Genomic DNA, 15088 nt, shown 5'->3' on the forward strand with positions numbered 1-15088 from the left:
GCGATCCGGTGCCGGGAGGCAGCGTGCCATGATGTCGCCGAGGCTCGGAACTCCGTTGTCCGAATTGCTCCTGCAGCGCCGTCATGCTCGGGCTTGACCCGAGCATCTCGAAAACCAGCGCGTTCCTGTCCTGAGTTTCTCGGGTCGAAGCTGTGCTTCGCCCGAGAATGACGCCCCGTGACGCATCTCAGATTGCGGCGCCGTCCGTGACGATGTCGGCGCCGAGGCCCTGGCGGACCGCGCGCACGATCTCGGCCTCCGCCGCCGCGCCGCGCTTGCGCGGACGGCTCGCGTCGATGCGGTGCTCGGCGATGATCTGGCCGGGCGCGCCCGACAGGACGACGACGCGGTCGGCGAGATAGGCGGCCTCGTCGATATCATGGGTGACGAAGAGCACGGTCTTACCGGTGCGCTGCCAGACGCGGATCAGCTCGTCCTGCAGGGTCTCGCGCGTCAGGGCATCCAGCGCCGAGAAGGGCTCGTCCATCAGCAGGATTTCCGGCTCGACGGCGAGCGCGCGGGCCAGCGAAACGCGCTGGCGTTGGCCGCCGGAGAGCTGGTGCGGCCAGCGCTGGGCCAGCGGCGCCAGGCCGACGAGATCGAGCATCGCGGTTGCCTTGGCGAGGCGCTCCGTGCGGGGCGCGCGGCCTTCGAGGCCGAAGCCGACATTGGAGACGACCTTGCGCCAGGGCAGCAGGCGCGAATCCTGGAAGACCAGCGCGACCGGCCGGCGCGACCGGTCCTTCGCGGAGATGACGACCTCGCCGCCGCTCGGCTTGGCGAGGCCGGCGATGACGCGCAGCAGGGTCGATTTGCCGACGCCGGAGGGGCCGACGATGGCCAAAAACTCGCCGCGCCCCACCGAGAGGTCGAGCTTGCGCAGGACCTCGGTCTCTTCGCCGTCGCGGGTGAAGGTCAGCGACAGACCCCTGATATCGATCACGCTTTCCAACGCAGCACCCATTTCTGGAAGGCGACGAAGCCGGTGTCGAGCAGGCCGTAGAGCGCCGCCATCGTCAGCATGTAGACCACGACGATATCGGTCGCGAGCAGGCTCGACGCCTGCATCATGCGCTGGCCGACACCGGCAACGCCGAAGATTTCGGCCGCGACCACCGCCATCCAGGCCTGCCCGAGCGCCGTCCTGATGCCGACGAGGATGCCGGGCAAGGCCGCCGGCAGCAGGATCTTGAACAGCCGCTGCCAGGGGGAACGGAAGCCGAAGGCGTCGGCGACCTCGATGAGGTCACGGTCGACGCCGCGGATCGCGCCCTGCGCTGCGAAGAAGACGATCCAGAACACGCCGATGGCGATGATGAAGACCGCCGCGCCCGGCGTGACGCCGAACCAGATGATGGCGAAGGGCACCCAGGCAAGGCCGGGAATGGGGCGTAATACCCGAACGACCCAGGCCGTCGCCTCCTCGGCGATGCGGGACATACCGATCAGAACGCCGAAGGCGATGCCGAGGCCGGCGCCGACGAAGAGGCCGACGAAGTAGTGCCAGAGCGAACCCAGTATGGCCGCGAGCCAGGCGCCGGAGGAGAGCTCCCGCATGAAGGCCTTCGGCAGGGCGCTCGGACCCGGCAGGAAGGCCGGATTCACCAGTCTGAAGAAAGGCATCGCCTCCCAGAGCAGGAGGAAGGCGACGAGGCCCAGAAGGGCGAGGGCCGGAGCCCGGAGTCTGTTCACAGTATCAGCCGCCCGTCTTGATCGCGCGCTCGTAATACTGCGTCTCGAACAATCCGTCGAAGGGGAGTTCCTTCTCCAGCGAGCCGAGCTTGACCTGGTAGGCCTGCATGGCACGGGACGGCTCGATGATCTTGCGCGGGTCGATCTCGAAGCGGCTCGCCGGCGAGACCAGCGCCTTCTGGATCAGCTCGGGATCGACGATGCCCTTGCCGAGCGCGGCACCGACATGAGGGGCCGCCTTGTTCGGGTCGGCCTTGATCAGCGCCGCCGCCCGGACGAGGCCAGAGACGAGGTTCTGCACGGCCTGTGGATTCTTGGTGGCGAAGGCGCCGGAGACGGCGACGACCGTGCCGGGCTGACCCGGGAAGACCTCCTCGCCGCCGGCGATGAGCTTGATCTGCGGATTGCGGGTCTGGATGATGGTCAGCGCCGGCTCACGGACCGAGCCGCCATCGACCGCCCCGGCCAGGATTGCCTGCTGGGTCGCGTCGATGCCCATCGGCACGATCTCGACATCGGCCTTGTCGGCCTTCGCGACCTCCCAGAGCCAGTATTGCAGCGTCGTGTTCGGCACGGAGCCGGCCGGCTGGGTGGCGAGGCGCGCAGCCTTGCCATTGGCGGCACGGAAGGCCTTGAAGGCGGCGGCGGCATTGGTGCCGGGCGTGAAGAACTTGGTCAGCGAGGGCGCGCTGACCACCACGTTCTCGCCGATCGCGGTCGAGGCGACGACGCGGATATCGATGCCGCGCGAGCGGGCGACGGCCAGCGGCGCTACACCGGCGACATACACGTCGATCGTGCCCGAGGCGAGCGCCTGGATCATGTTCGGGCCGGATTCGAAGACGGTGACCGCGACATCGATGCCGCCCTGCTTCAGCCAGCCCTCGCCATTGGCGACGAAGAACGGCGCCGTGCCGACGACCGGAATGTAGCCGACACGTGCGGCGACGCTCTGGGCGCGGGCCGGAGCGGCGAAGGGCATGGCCGCCGCGAGGCTCGACCCGGCGATGAGGAACTGGCGGCGATCCATCGTTCAAATCCCTTTCAAAAGCAGGCCCAAACGAGCCCCCATTGACAGATTGAGAAAAGGATTTTCTATCTGGATGCAATAGATTAGCTCGAAAAAGATAATCCATCTATTTCATGCGAAGTCTGCGAAACGAATTTCTCCAGATAGCGAGCTTGAGAGAATGGACGCCATCGACCGCAAGATTCTGACCGTGCTCCAGGCGGACGCGAATATCTCGATCGCGGAGCTCGCCGACCGCGTCGGGCTCTCGCAGACGCCGTGCTGGAAGCGCATCCAGAAGCTCGAACAGGCCGGCGTGATCCTGAAGCGCGTCGCGCTGGTGGCGCCCGAGAAGATCGGGCTCGGCCTCACCGTCTTCGTCCAGATCGAGACGGCGGACCATTCCGGCCCGTGGCTGGAGAAATTCGCGCAGATGGTCGCGGCCATGCCGGAGGTGATGGAGTTCTACCGGATGGCCGGCGATGTCGACTACATGCTGCGCGTCGTCGTCGCCGACATGGCCGCCTATGACGGCTTCTACAAGAAGCTGATCGAGACGATCCCGCTCAAGAACGTGACGTCGCGCTTCGCGATGGAGCGGATCAAGGCGACGACAGCCTATAAAGTGCCCGATCTGCCCCGCAACTGAGGAAGGCGGGGCAACGCGCCGCGCATGACAGCGCGGCGCGGCAGATGCTACGTAACGGACAGTTCGCCATTCGCGCTGCCCGAGGAGCCGCCTTGTCCGCTTCCCGCTCCGTTCTCCTGATCATCGGCGGCGGCATCGCCGCCTACAAGATGCTGGAGGTCATCCGCCGGCTGAAGGATCGCGGCATCGCCTCGCGCTGCATCGTGACCAAGGCCGGCGAGCAGTTCGTGACGCCGCTCACCGTCTCGTCGCTGGCGGGCGAGCGCTGCTTCACCGATATGTTCTCGCTGACGGACGAGGCCGATATCGGCCATATCCAGCTCTCGCGCTCGACCGATCTCGTCGTGGTTGCGCCCGCGACCGCCGACCTGATCGCCAAGATGGCGAACGGGCATGCCGACGACCTCGCCTCGACCGCCCTGCTCGCCACCGACAAGCGCGTCCTGATCGCGCCGGCGATGAACCCGCGCATGTGGCAGCACCCGGCGACGCGCCGGAACATGGCGCAGCTCGAAAAGGACGGCGTGCTCGTCGTCGGCCCGAATGTCGGCGCGATGGCGGAGCGCGGCGAAAGCGGGCCGGGCCGCATGGCCGAGCCGCCGGAAATCCTCGCCGCGATCGAACTGGCGCTCGCCGGCGAAAAGCCCAATGCACAGCGCGCCATCGGTTTCCTCGGCCGGCTGCCGGGCGGGGAGCACGCGACCGGCTCGCTTGCAGGCCAGCATGTGCTGATCACCTCCGGGCCGACGCATGAGCCGATCGATCCCGTGCGCTACATTGCCAACCGCTCCTCCGGGAAGCAGGGCCACGCCATCGCCGCAGCCGCTGCGGCGGCCGGGGCGCGGGTGACGCTGGTGAGCGGCCCGGTGAACCTGCCCGATCCGGCCGGGGTCGAGACGATCCATGTCGAATCGGCGCGCGAAATGCTCGCCGCCGTCGAGACGGCGCTACCGGCCGACATCGCGATCTTTGCCGCCGCCGTGGCCGACTGGCGCGTCGCCGACGCGGCCTCCGACAAGCTGAAGAAGGACGGCAAGGCGCTGCCGCCGCTCTCGCTGGTCGAAAACCCCGACATCCTCGCAACGATCGCGCATCGCAAGAGCGGGCGCCCGCCGCTGGTCGTCGGCTTCGCGGCGGAGACGCAGAACGTGGTCGACTATGCCCGCGCCAAGCTCGCCAGGAAGGGCTGCGACCTGATCGTCGCGAACGATGTCGGCGGCACCGGCGTGATGGGCGGCGACGCCAATACCGTGCATCTCGTCACCGCATCCGGCGTCGAGACCTGGCCGACCCTGCCCAAGGGGGAGGTCGCTACGCGGCTGATCGACCATATTGCCGGGCTCGCGCCGGCCCGGCAGGCGGAGTGACGATGGTCGCGGTCCTGCTGCAACGCCTCCCGCATGGCGCCGACCTGCCCTTGCCGGCCTATGAGACGGAAGGCGCGGCCGGGCTCGACCTGCGTGCCGCCATTGCCGAAAGCTTTTCGCTCGCCCCGGGCGAGCGCGCGCTCGTGCCGACCGGGCTCGTGATGCAATTGCCGGCGGGGTTCGAGGGGCAGGTGCGGCCGCGCTCGGGCCTTGCCGTCAAACATGGCGTGACCGTGCTCAACGCGCCGGGCACCGTCGACAGCGACTATCGCGGCGAGGTCAAGGTGCCGTTGATCAATCTCGGGCAGGAGCCCTTCGCCATCGCCCGCGGCGACCGGATCGCGCAGATGGTGATCGCGCCGGTGACGCGCGCCATCCTGACGGAAGTCGCAGGGCTCGACGCCACGGCGCGCGGCGCGGGTGGCTTCGGCTCGACCGGCGTCACGGGCAGCAGCGGAGAGAAGCGGCCATGATCCTGCTCTCGCGCCGCAGCCTGCTCGCCATCGCCGCCGTGGTCGATATCGCCCTGCATGCAAGGCCGCAGCCGGTCGCGGCCAAGCTGCTCGCCGCGCGCCATGCCCTGCCGCCGCGCCATCTCGAAACCCTGCTGCAGACGCTGGTGCGCGTCGGCATCCTCAAGGGCGTGCGCGGCCCGCGCGGCGGCTACGAGCTCGCCCGCGAGCGCCGCAAGATCACGGCCGGCGACATCGCGCGCGCCGCGATGCAGGAAGCGATCGAGGAAGGGCTCGGGCCGGAACCGCAATCGCGGCTGGTCGACGAGGTCATCGGGCCGGAGGTCGCACACGCTTCGGCCGCGTTCCTCGCGGCGCTGGACACGGTGACGGTCGAGGAACTGTGCCGCAGGGCGCAGGCGAGGGCCGTCTTCGGCGAGCCCGGCACCAAACCCGATTTCACAATCTGATTGTGTGATTTATTTCTTTATTCGACAGATTCTGTGAATTGATCTAGCGTCTCGACCGAACGTTCTCTCGTCCAGAGGAGTCATGTCATGGCCGAAGCACAGAAGACGACGAAGGCGCCCGGACGCGGACGCATCTACAACTCGATCACCGACACGATCGGCGACACGCCGCTGGTCAAGCTGAACCGGCTGCCGGCCGAGCGCGGCGTCAAGGCGACGATCCTCGCCAAGCTCGAGTTCTTCAACCCGATCTCGAGCGTGAAGGACCGTATCGGCGTCAACATGATCGATGCGCTGGAGGCGTCCGGCGCGCTCAAGCCCGGCGGCACGCTGATCGAGCCGACCTCAGGCAATACCGGCATCGCGCTCGCCTTCGTCGCTGCCGCCCGCGGCTATCGCCTGATCCTCGTCATGCCGGAGACGATGTCGCTGGAGCGGCGCAAGATGCTCGCCCTGCTCGGCGCCGAGCTGGTGCTGACCCCCGGCCCCGGCGGCATGCGTGGCGCCGTCGCCAAGGCTGAGGAGCTCAAGGCCGAGATCGCAGGCTCGATCATCCCGCAGCAGTTCGAGAACCCGCATAATCCCGAGATCCATCGCAAGACCACGGCGGAGGAGATCTGGAACGACACCAATGGCGCGGTCGACATCGTCATCTCCGGCGTCGGCACCGGCGGCACCATCACCGGCGTCGGCCAGGTGCTGAAGGCCCGCAAGGCGAGCGTGAAGATGGTCGCGGTCGAGCCGGAGGATTCGCCGGTCCTGTCGGGCGGCCAGGCCGGCCCGCACAAGATCCAGGGCATCGGCGCCGGCTTCGTGCCCGGCATCCTCGATCGCGGAATCATCGACGAGGTCGTCACCGTCGGCAACCAGACGGCGTTCGAGACGGCGCGCGCGCTCGCCAGGAGTGAGGGCATCCCGGCCGGCATCTCGTCCGGCGCGGCCGTCGCGGCGGCGCTCGAAGTCGGCGCCAAGCCGGAGAATGCCGGCAAGACCATCGTGGTGATCATCCCCTCCTTCGCCGAGCGCTACATCTCCAGCGCCCTGTTCGAGGGTCTGTGACCGCAACGGCCATCCAGATCGTCCGGCTGGCGGAAAGCCTGCCGGACGATTTCGAGGCCTTGCGCCATGAGGCGAGCGCGGAAAGCTACCGCTTCGTCGAGGGGTTGCGCGAGGAATGGCTCGCCGGCCATTACGGTGGCACGGACGAGCGCTTCGTCACCTTCGCCGCCTTTCATGAGGGCGAGCTCGCCGGAATCGGCGCGCTGACGCCCGATCCCTACGACCCCGCGCCTGATCTGTTGCGCGTCCGGCATGTCTATGTCCGGCCGCTGCATCGCGGCGCCGGTATCGGCCGCGTGCTGGCCGCCGCGCTCATCCAGCAGGGGCTGGATCTGGCGCCGCGGCTGTCATTGCGCGCCGCCGATCCGCGCGCGAGCGCCTTCTGGGAAGCGAACGGCTTTGTTCCCGATACAAGCGGAACGCGCCGCTCGCATCTGCTGACGCGCTGAGAGCTGCGCGTCATTCTCGGGCGAAGCGAAGCGCAGACCCGAGAATCTCGTGACGAAAAGGCACTGGTTTCCGAGATGCTCGGGTCAAGCCCGAGCATGACGGCGGTCTTATCCGCGCACCAGAACCAGCCGGTTGTTCCAGGGATCGGCGACCGCCGGCGCACCATCGGCCTCGTTGCCGCCCGCCGCCAGGATGCGCTGGCGCATCGCCGCGAAATCGGCCTCGTAGCGGGCAACCAGCTCGAAACGGTCGAGCCCTGCTTCGCCCGGCTGACGCGGGCCGGCGCCGCGGCTGCCCCAGATATTGCCGGCGATATGATGGTGATAGCCGCCGCTGGCGAGGAAGCTGGCGCCGGGATAATGCACCATCAGGTCGAAGCCGAGCAGGTCGCGGTAGAAGGCTTCAGCTGCCTTCGTATCGCCGACGCGCAGATGGATATGGCCCATCCCGGTGCCCTCGGGCATACCGGCATAGGTCGCCTCGTCGGCTTCGCTCAGCAGCTTGTCGAGATCGAGCCGCTCGGTCGCCATGGCGATGCCGCCATCGGGCTTGCGCGGCCATTCCTCCCGCTTGCGGTCGCGATAGATTTCGATGCCGTTGCCCTCGGGATCGGAGAGATAGAGCGCCTCGCTGACGAGGTGGTCGGAGGCGCCTTCGAGCGGGATGCGTGTCACGGCGGCATGCCTCAGCCAGTTGGCGAGATCGCGTCGTGATGGCAGCAGGATGGCGAGATGGAACAGGCCGGCGGCCGAACTGGGGCGGGCCGCGCCGGCTTCCAGACGAACCAGCACGCGCTCACCAACGCCGAGATCGGCGCTCGTCGTATCCTGCCGGATGACACGCAGGCCGATCGCGTCATGATAATAGGCGGTCAGCGCGGTGAGATCATGCGCCCGCAGCGTCACAGCACCGATGAAGACGGGCGCCTTGTGGGCTTCAAGGGTGGCGGCTGAAGCCGTCCGTTCGGCAGTTGCGACCATAGGGAAATCCTTTCGCGGCGGCCGTTCCGGCCAGCCACCGCTAAAATGGCGCTTCCGCCTGATCTTGTCGCCCACCCGGCCGGCAAGACTGCGATTGCATGGTTGCAATGACGCGCCTCAGCCGGGGCGCGGCCGGTCGATGGCGAAATGGCGGAACCAGCGTTTTTCGCGCCCGCTGACCAGCGCCCCGATCAGGCGCGAGGCCATGAAGCTGAAGGTGATGCCGTTTCCGCCATAGCCGTAAGCCGCGAGCAGGCGCGGATGACCGGGCACGCGCCCGATCAATGGCAGACCGTCTTCGGTCTGGCCGAAGGCGCCGGACCAGGCATGATCGAGGTCGAGGCCGGCCTGCGGGACCAGCGCATGCAGGCGCTCCTGCAAGGCCCTGGCTTTCTCGGGGCCGAGCGCCTCGCGCCGGTCGGGATCGTCGAAATCCTCGTCCTCGCCGCCGAAGACGATGCGGCCGTCCGTGGTCGTGCGGCAGTAGCAGTAATCTTCCGACGCTTCCCAGACGAGCGCGGGGCCGGGCCAGAGCGCCTGCGGCACTTGCGGAACCGTCGCGATCGCCCAGCTCGAGGCCACGCGATGCAAATCGTCCCTGACGATATCCGGCATGACATAGCCCGTGGCGAGCACGATGCTGTCGGCCTCGACGACCCGGCCGCTGGCGAGCGTGACGGCAGCCGAACGGCCGGCGCCATCGAAGCTCACCGCCTCGTCGCGGATCAATCTCGCTCCGCGTTGCACGGATATTCCCAGCAGCCCATGGCAGAGGCTGAGTGGATCGGCTTCGGCCGAACCGGGCGAGACGATGGCCGCCGCCCGATCGAAGCCGAAGGCCTCGCGCAGCGCAGCGTGTTCGATGAAATCTCCGGGAAGTCCCGCCCGCTCGCGTAAGGCGGCCTCCTCCCGAAGTTCGCGCGGGCCGCTTTCGCCCGCCGCGAGATAGACGGTCTGGCGGGCTGAGAACCCGCAGGAGAGCGCGAGTTCACCGACCAGCCCGCGCAGGCCCGTGACCGCCTGGAAGCTCAATCGGTAGATTTCGGCAGCTGCGGCGAAGCCGTAGAGCCCAGCGAGTTCCGACAGCCGGAGATCGATCTCCCATTGCAGCATCGCGGTCGAAGCCGCCGTACTGCCGAAGCCTTCCCGCTCGCGGTCGATCAGGACGACGTCGCGGCCCATCGCCGTGAGATGCTCGGCGACGAGGGCCCCGGTGATGCCGCCGCCCACGATCGCAATGTCGCAACGCATGTCGGCCTCGATCGCCCGCCCCGAGGGCCGCTCCAAAGCCGGACGCCACGGCCCCTTGCCGGTGCGCAGATCGTCCTGGCGCGTGGCCTGTGGGTCCAGCATCACTCCGCCCTTGGCGGGCCGACGCGGTCGGCCATGGTGGCGCCGCGCTGGCCGAGCGGCTTCGGCCGGCCGGTGGTGGTGTCATGCGCCGTCTGGTGCTCCAGCTCGGCATTGAGCTCGGCACCGGCCAGCACGATCATCGCCGAGAGCCAGAGCCAGGTCATGAACACCACGACGGTCGCAAGCGAGCCATAGGCCGCCGTGTAGTTGCCGAGCGTCGAGACATACCAGGAGAAGCAATAGGAGGCCGCGCCCCAGAGCAGGGCCGCGGCGATGGCGCCGGGCATCACCCAGATGAAGCGCATCCGCTCGCGGCTGGGGCCGATCCAGTAGAGGATCGCGATCGAGAACGTCGCCACGACGAAGAAAGACGGCCAGCGCACCAGCCCGATCAGGCGCTCCAGCTCAAAATGGAAGGGAAACAGCGCGGTCACGACCGGAAGGCTGGCGATGGCGATCAGCGCGGCGGTGAGCAGGACCACGCCGCTGACCGTGGTGAAGAGCGAGATCGCATTGAGCTTGAGGAAGCTGCGTTTCTCGGTCTCCCGATAGATGATGTTGAGCGCATCGAAGATCGCCTTCACCGCCGCGTTCGCCGACCAGGCCGCGACGAGCAGGCTGACATAGAAGGTGGTGGACAGGACGAAGCCGGACTGTGCCGACAGCCTGACCGCCTGCTCGTGAATGAGCTCGCGTGCGGCCTGCGGGAACATCGTCGTCACCGTGTCGAGCTGCTCGGCGATGGTCGCGGGATCGGTGAAGTAGCGATAGAGCGTGACCATCAGCGACAGGGCCGGCACGAGCGAGAGCAAGGTAAAGAAGGCAACCGCACCCGCCAGCGACGAGAGGCGGTTCTCGGCGACATTGCCGGCGAAGCGCAACAGCACGTCCTTCCAGCCGAGCCAGGTCATCTGCAGGGGCGTGCTCGCCAGACGGCCGCGTACAGCTTCCTCCCGGCGCCGCCCGAGCTTGTCGGACACCAATCCCGACAGATAGCCGAGCGCGACCCCGATCCCGGCGGCGCCCGTGATCCGTTTCAGGAAAGCCATGTCGGACCCGTTTCTCCGCAGCCAGTTCACGCCTGCAAGCATGCGAGCAACCGCATCCGGCCGCAATCGTTCCGATGCGGAACCTGCGAGGGCGCCACTTAGCCGATTGTTAACCTTAATGCTTCGTTATGGCGGGGCGCGGCCGCGAGCGGCAGGCGCTTGTCTGTCCTTCCGGATACGCCCGATGACGAAGCTGCTCAGAACCGGCCTGACGGGCCTTGCGATCCTGCTGTCGGGCACGGCCGGAGCAGCCGACCTGCGCAAGGTCGCCCTGCCGCCGGCCCCTGATCTGCCGGCGCTCTATTCCTGGACAGGTTTCTATGCCGGCTTCCAGGGCGGCTATGCCTGGGACGACAGCCGGGTGCGGATCAATGCACCGGGCGGCGCCTTCGCCCCCGTTAGCTTCCGTGCCGGCGAGGATACGGCCTTCGGCGGCGCCCATGCCGGCTTCAACTACCAGCTCGGCGGCATCGTGCTGGGTGTCGAGGGCGATGTCGAAGCGCTCGACAACCGCAGCCGCTTCGACGGCATCGGGCTCTCCGCCCGCGTCAGCCAGGACTGGCAGGGCTCGGCCCGCGCCCGCCTCGGCCTCGCCTTCGACCGCTGGATGGTCTACGGCACCGGCGGCGTCTCCTTCACCGAATACGAGCGGCGCGTCTTCACGCCCGGCGGCGGCTTCGGCGAGCGGCTGACGAGCGCACGGACCGGCTGGAATGTCGGCGCCGGCGTCAACTTCGCCTTCACCGACAACCTGATCCTCGGCGCCGAATACCGCTATACCGATTTTGGCCGGAACCGCTTCGCCAGCTCGGGCGCCTTCCCGGGCCTGACCGGCTCTCAGGACCTCTCGACCCACAGCGCCCGCGCCAGCGTCGCCTACAAGTTCTGAAGACGCTTCGGCTTGGCCGTCATGCTCGGGCTTGACCCGAGCATCGCGTGACAAGAAGGCTTCCGCGCATCTTTCGGCCTGAGATTCTCGGGTCTGCGCTTCGCTTCGCCCGAGAATGACGTGCGTTCTCAGAAGCCCGTGCGCTGACGGATGGCGGCGGCCAGCGTGCCGTCGTCGAGATAATCGAGCTCGCCTCCAACAGGCACGCCATGGGCGAGCTTCGTCACCTTCACCGGCAGATGCGCCATGAGGTCGGTGATGAAATGCGCCGTGGTCTGGCCATCGACCGTGGCGTTGAGCGCGAGGATGACCTCCTTCACCACCGGATCGGAGGCGCGCGCCACGAGCGCGTCGAGCGAGAGATGCTCGGGCCTGATACCGTCGAGCGCCGAAAGCACGCCGCCCAGCACATGGTAGCGGCCAGAGACCGCACCCGAGCGCTCCAGCGCCCAGAGGTCCGAGATATCGGCGACGACGACGATGAGAGAATCGTCGCGGCGCGGATCGGTGCAGAGGCCGCAGGGGTCGCTGGTATCGACATTGCCGCAACGGGCGCAGACGACGATGCGCTCGCGCGCCACCGCCATCGCCTCGGACAGCGGGCCGAGCAGTTGCTCGCGCTTCTTGACGAGATGCAGCGCGGCACGCCGGGCCGAGCGCGGCCCTAGCCCCGGCAGCTTGGCCAGGAGCTGGATCAGCCTTTCGATCTCGGGACCGGCAATCGCGCGGGACATCTGAACTCGTCGATGGAAGCGTCATGGTCGGGCTTGACCCGACCATCTCTGGCCGGAAAGCCCTCGTGGCATGAGATGCCCGGGTCAAGCCCGGGCATGACGGCGCTTCATCAAAACAGTTTCATGCCGGGCGGGATCGGCAGGCCCTTGGTGATCTCGGCCATGCGCTCCTGCATGACGCGCTCGCCGCGGGTGCGGGCGTCGTTCGCGGCGGCGACGATCAGGTCCTCGAGGATCTCGCGCTCGTCCGGCACCATCAGGCTCGGATCGATCTTCACGCCCTTGAGCGCGCCCTTGGCCGTCATCGTCACCGTGACCATGCCGCCGCCGGCGCCGCCCTCGACCTCGATATTGTCGAGCTCGGCCTGCATGTCGGCCATCTTCTGCTGCATCTGCTGCGCCTGCTTCATCAGGCCCATCATGTCGCGCATCGGAAATCCTCCTCGAAATCGTCAGAAATCGATGCCGTCGAAATCCGGTTCGGAATCGTCGAACAGGGGCTCGGCATCGGGCAGGTATTCGTCTTCGCTCGGCGCAGAGGCGGCCATTTCGGCCGCGGCAATGGCGCGGGGATCGCGGACATCGACGATGCGCGCGCCGGGAAAGCGCTCCAGCACCGCCTTGACCGACGGGTGAGCCGCCGCGTCGCTCTCGCGCTGGTCCTTCGCGGCCGCCGCCTGCTCCCGCATCGTGGCGCCGCCCTCGTCATTGACGACGGCGACCATCCAGGTCTGGCCGGTCCATTCCTTGAGGCGGCGAGAGAGGTCCTGAGCGAGGGTGCGCGAGGCGCCTTCGGCCAGCGAGAACTCGATGCGGCCGGGCTCGAAACGCACCGGGCGGATATCGCGCTCCAGCGCGATCTTGAGCGTGATGTCGCGGTGCTGCGAGGCGAGCGCGACGACATCCTCCAGCGTCGCGACGATCGCCATGGGCGCGGCAACGGCACGCGCGACCGGAGTGGGGGCCGGATTGGCGCTGGCGAGGATCGGGCGGGCGGCGAGTGCGGTATTACCGCCACCGGAGGGCGGACGCGGCATCCCCATGCCATTGCCGCCGCCATTACCGTTGCCGGCGGGGACGGAGCCCATGCCGTCGCGCAGCATCTTGAGCGCCTCGTCGGGGGTCGGCAGGTCGGCGGCGTGGGCAAGGCGTACCAGCACCATCTCGGCGGCCATGACCGGCCGGTCGGCCTGCTTCACCTCGGCAAGGCCCTTGAGCAGCATCTGCCAGGTGCGGGCGAGGATGCGGACCGAAAGGCGCTGGGCAAAATCGCCACCGCGCACGCGCTCGGCCTGGGCGAGGCTGTTATCCTTCACCGCCTCGGGCACGAGCTTGAGGCGGGTGACGAGATGGGTGAATTCGGCGAGGTCGTTCAGCACCACCACCGGATCGGCACCGGCATCGTATTGCGCGCGCAATTCGCCGAGCGCCGCGGCGATGTCGCCCTTCATCACGGCTTCAAAAAGGTCGATGACGCGGGCCCGGTCGGCAAGGCCGAGCATCGAGCGGATATCGTCGAGCGTGATGCGGCCGGCCGCATGCGCAATGGCTTGGTCCAGGATCGAGAGCGAGTCACGGACCGAGCCCTCGGCGGCGCGGGCGATCGCCGCGAGAGCCTCCTGCTCGGCATCGACGCTCTCGGCCCGGCAGATATGGGCGAGATGGTCGACCAGCATATCGGCTTCGACGCGGCGCAGGTCGAAACGCTGGCAGCGCGACAGCACCGTGATCGGCACCTTGCGGATTTCCGTCGTCGCGAAGATGAACTTCGCATGCGGCGGCGGCTCCTCCAGGGTCTTCAGGAAGGCGTTGAAGGCGCCGGTCGAGAGCATATGCACCTCGTCGACGATATAGACCTTGTAGCGGGCCGAGACCGGCGCATAACGCACGGCGTCGTTGATCTGGCGGATGTTGTCGACGCTGTTGTTCGAGGCCGCGTCGATCTCCATCACGTCGATATGGCGGCCTTCGATGATCTCGCGGCAATGGATGCCGAAATCGCGGAGGTCCGTCGTCGGGCTGCCCTGCCCGTCCGGCGTCTGGAAGTTCAAGGCGCGCGCCAGGATGCGGGCGGTCGTGGTCTTGCCGACGCCGCGCACGCCGGTCAGCATCCAGGCCTGCGGAATGCGGCCGGCAGCGAAGGCGTTGGTCAGCGTGCGCACCATCGCTTCCTGGCCGATCAGGTCGCCGAAATGCGCCGGGCGGTATTTTCGCGCGAGCACGCGATAGGGCGCGGGCGCTCCCGTGGCGGCGGCTTGCGGCGCGGGCACCGGATCGAAACCGGCAAATCCCGGTTCGTCAGCAGAGGCGGCGTCGATCGGATCGGTCATGGAAACTGGTTTCGCCAATCGGGAGGCGAGGGTCAATGGCGCAGCGCCGGTCCCGTGGTTCGGTCCGGCGCTTTAGACGCGCATGAGGTGGGAGGCTGGACGAAGACCCGTTCGGTCTCGTTAGGGCTGCTTCCTTCCGGACCTGACCCGGTTGGCGAGTGAGACGTCCCTCGCCAACCTCCCGCCCGCTATATCGGGGATGTCCGCGCGAATCGCAAGCCGGCATCGCAGGGCCGCGAAGCTTCGTCGCAGCCGGCGTCACATCTGCCAGTTTGGCGTTGACTTGGTGTCGTCCATCCGTCATAAGCCCGCGACCTGCGCTGCCGAGAGGCGGCGCCGACCCTTATCGCATGACAGGCTCGGTTGGCCATGCTTTCCCCGGAAAGCCGCGGCCGTCGTGCTCATAAAGGCCCCGGAGACGGACCGTGAAGAGAACCTATCAACCCAGCAAGCTGGTTCGCAAGCGCCGCCACGGCTATCGCGCTCGCATGGCGACCAAGGGTGGCCGCAAGGTCATCGCCGCTCGCCGCGCCCACGGCCGCAAGCGCCTGTCGGCCTGACGAGCCCTGGCGCGTCACGATAGCGCGCCGGTTTCGGAAGACAGG

At 67.8% G+C, this 15088-nt stretch carries 17 protein-coding genes and 1 other RNA gene; 8 read left to right on the plus strand and 10 right to left on the minus strand.

Annotation, left to right across the window (positions count from 1 at the left end; genetic code table 11):
* Positions 1–187: 187 nt before the first annotated feature.
* The 3 genes from AC3WMA_RS19540 to AC3WMA_RS19550 form a co-directional block, all read right to left on the minus strand.
* Positions 188–964 carry an ABC transporter ATP-binding protein gene (locus tag AC3WMA_RS19540; RefSeq protein WP_492287013.1) on the minus strand — a complete coding sequence of 259 codons (777 nt, stop codon included), beginning with the start codon at positions 962–964 and terminating at the stop codon, positions 188–190.
* Positions 940–1623, minus strand: a complete 684-nt coding sequence (locus AC3WMA_RS19545) for an ABC transporter permease (RefSeq protein WP_492287103.1) — start codon at positions 1621–1623, stop codon at positions 940–942. Before AC3WMA_RS19545 ends, AC3WMA_RS19540 begins: the two co-directional genes overlap by 25 nt.
* A gap of 73 nt (positions 1624–1696) precedes the next feature.
* Positions 1697–2722, minus strand: a complete 1026-nt coding sequence (locus AC3WMA_RS19550) for an ABC transporter substrate-binding protein (RefSeq protein WP_492287014.1) — start codon at positions 2720–2722, stop codon at positions 1697–1699.
* A 160-nt stretch (positions 2723–2882) separates the two neighbouring features.
* Between AC3WMA_RS19550 and AC3WMA_RS19555 the strand changes: the two genes are divergently transcribed.
* The 6 genes from AC3WMA_RS19555 to AC3WMA_RS19580 all read left to right on the plus strand — a co-directional run bounded on the left by AC3WMA_RS19555 (position 2883) and on the right by AC3WMA_RS19580 (position 7147).
* On the plus strand, positions 2883–3350 hold the full coding sequence (locus tag AC3WMA_RS19555; protein WP_052232492.1) for an Lrp/AsnC family transcriptional regulator: 468 nt from the start codon (positions 2883–2885) through the stop codon (positions 3348–3350).
* Between the two features lie 44 nt (positions 3351–3394).
* Positions 3395–4717, plus strand: a complete 1323-nt coding sequence (locus AC3WMA_RS19560; RefSeq protein ID WP_492287015.1) for a phosphopantothenoylcysteine decarboxylase domain-containing protein — start codon at positions 3395–3397, stop codon at positions 4715–4717.
* 2 nt (positions 4718–4719) lie between these two features.
* A complete protein-coding gene (gene dut / locus AC3WMA_RS19565; RefSeq protein ID WP_492287016.1) occupies positions 4720–5190 on the plus strand; it encodes a dUTP diphosphatase in 471 nt (156 codons plus the stop codon).
* On the plus strand, positions 5187–5639 hold the full coding sequence (locus tag AC3WMA_RS19570) for an RrF2 family transcriptional regulator (protein ID WP_492287017.1): 453 nt from the start codon (positions 5187–5189) through the stop codon (positions 5637–5639). The genes dut and AC3WMA_RS19570 overlap by 4 nt, the downstream gene beginning before the upstream one ends.
* An 87-nt stretch (positions 5640–5726) precedes the next feature.
* Positions 5727–6698, plus strand: a complete 972-nt coding sequence (gene cysK, locus AC3WMA_RS19575; protein ID WP_257733141.1) for a cysteine synthase A — start codon at positions 5727–5729, stop codon at positions 6696–6698.
* A complete protein-coding gene (locus AC3WMA_RS19580; RefSeq protein ID WP_492287018.1) occupies positions 6695–7147 on the plus strand; it encodes a GNAT family N-acetyltransferase in 453 nt (150 codons plus the stop codon). Before cysK ends, AC3WMA_RS19580 begins: the two co-directional genes overlap by 4 nt.
* 108 nt (positions 7148–7255) lie before the next feature.
* On the opposite strand, the gene AC3WMA_RS19585 is transcribed toward AC3WMA_RS19580, so the two are convergent.
* From AC3WMA_RS19585 to AC3WMA_RS19595, 3 genes are all read right to left on the minus strand, one after another.
* Positions 7256–8128 carry a VOC family protein gene (locus tag AC3WMA_RS19585; protein WP_492287019.1) on the minus strand — a complete coding sequence of 291 codons (873 nt, stop codon included), beginning with the start codon at positions 8126–8128 and terminating at the stop codon, positions 7256–7258.
* Between the two features lie 117 nt (positions 8129–8245).
* On the minus strand, positions 8246–9481 hold the full coding sequence (locus tag AC3WMA_RS19590) for an NAD(P)/FAD-dependent oxidoreductase (protein ID WP_492287020.1): 1236 nt from the start codon (positions 9479–9481) through the stop codon (positions 8246–8248).
* Positions 9481–10530: a YihY/virulence factor BrkB family protein gene (locus AC3WMA_RS19595; RefSeq protein ID WP_492287021.1), complete on the minus strand. Its 1050-nt coding sequence runs from the start codon at positions 10528–10530 to the stop codon at positions 9481–9483. The genes AC3WMA_RS19590 and AC3WMA_RS19595 overlap by 1 nt, the downstream gene beginning before the upstream one ends.
* 184 nt (positions 10531–10714) lie before the next feature.
* On the opposite strand from AC3WMA_RS19595, the gene AC3WMA_RS19600 reads away from it, so the two are divergent.
* A complete protein-coding gene (locus tag AC3WMA_RS19600; RefSeq protein ID WP_492287022.1) occupies positions 10715–11419 on the plus strand; it encodes an outer membrane protein in 705 nt (234 codons plus the stop codon).
* A 128-nt stretch (positions 11420–11547) separates the two neighbouring features.
* Here the strand turns inward: AC3WMA_RS19600 and recR are convergent, their stop codons facing one another.
* From recR to ffs, 4 genes are all read right to left on the minus strand, one after another.
* The gene (recR, locus tag AC3WMA_RS19605) at positions 11548–12153 is read right to left on the minus strand and encodes a recombination mediator RecR (RefSeq protein WP_492287023.1); all 606 of its coding nucleotides are present in this window, start codon (positions 12151–12153) and stop codon (positions 11548–11550) included.
* Between the two features lie 110 nt (positions 12154–12263).
* Entirely contained in the window at positions 12264–12584 is a 321-nt protein-coding gene (locus AC3WMA_RS19610) for a YbaB/EbfC family nucleoid-associated protein (protein ID WP_047572605.1), read from the minus strand.
* 21 nt (positions 12585–12605) lie between these two features.
* Positions 12606–14483 (minus strand): DNA polymerase III subunit gamma/tau, encoded by a 1878-nt coding sequence (locus AC3WMA_RS19615; RefSeq protein WP_492287024.1) that lies wholly within the window; start codon positions 14481–14483, stop codon positions 12606–12608.
* Positions 14484–14569: 86 nt separating this feature from the next.
* Positions 14570–14666: signal recognition particle sRNA small type (gene ffs, locus AC3WMA_RS19620), an RNA gene on the minus strand.
* A 242-nt stretch (positions 14667–14908) separates the two neighbouring features.
* Between ffs and rpmH the strand changes: the two genes are divergently transcribed.
* Positions 14909–15043, plus strand: coding sequence for a 50S ribosomal protein L34 (gene rpmH / locus AC3WMA_RS19625; RefSeq protein ID WP_038364779.1), 135 nt, complete (start codon positions 14909–14911; stop codon positions 15041–15043).
* Positions 15044–15088 lie beyond the last annotated feature (45 nt).

The organism is Allobosea sp. FW305-C-101, from assembly GCF_058783685.1.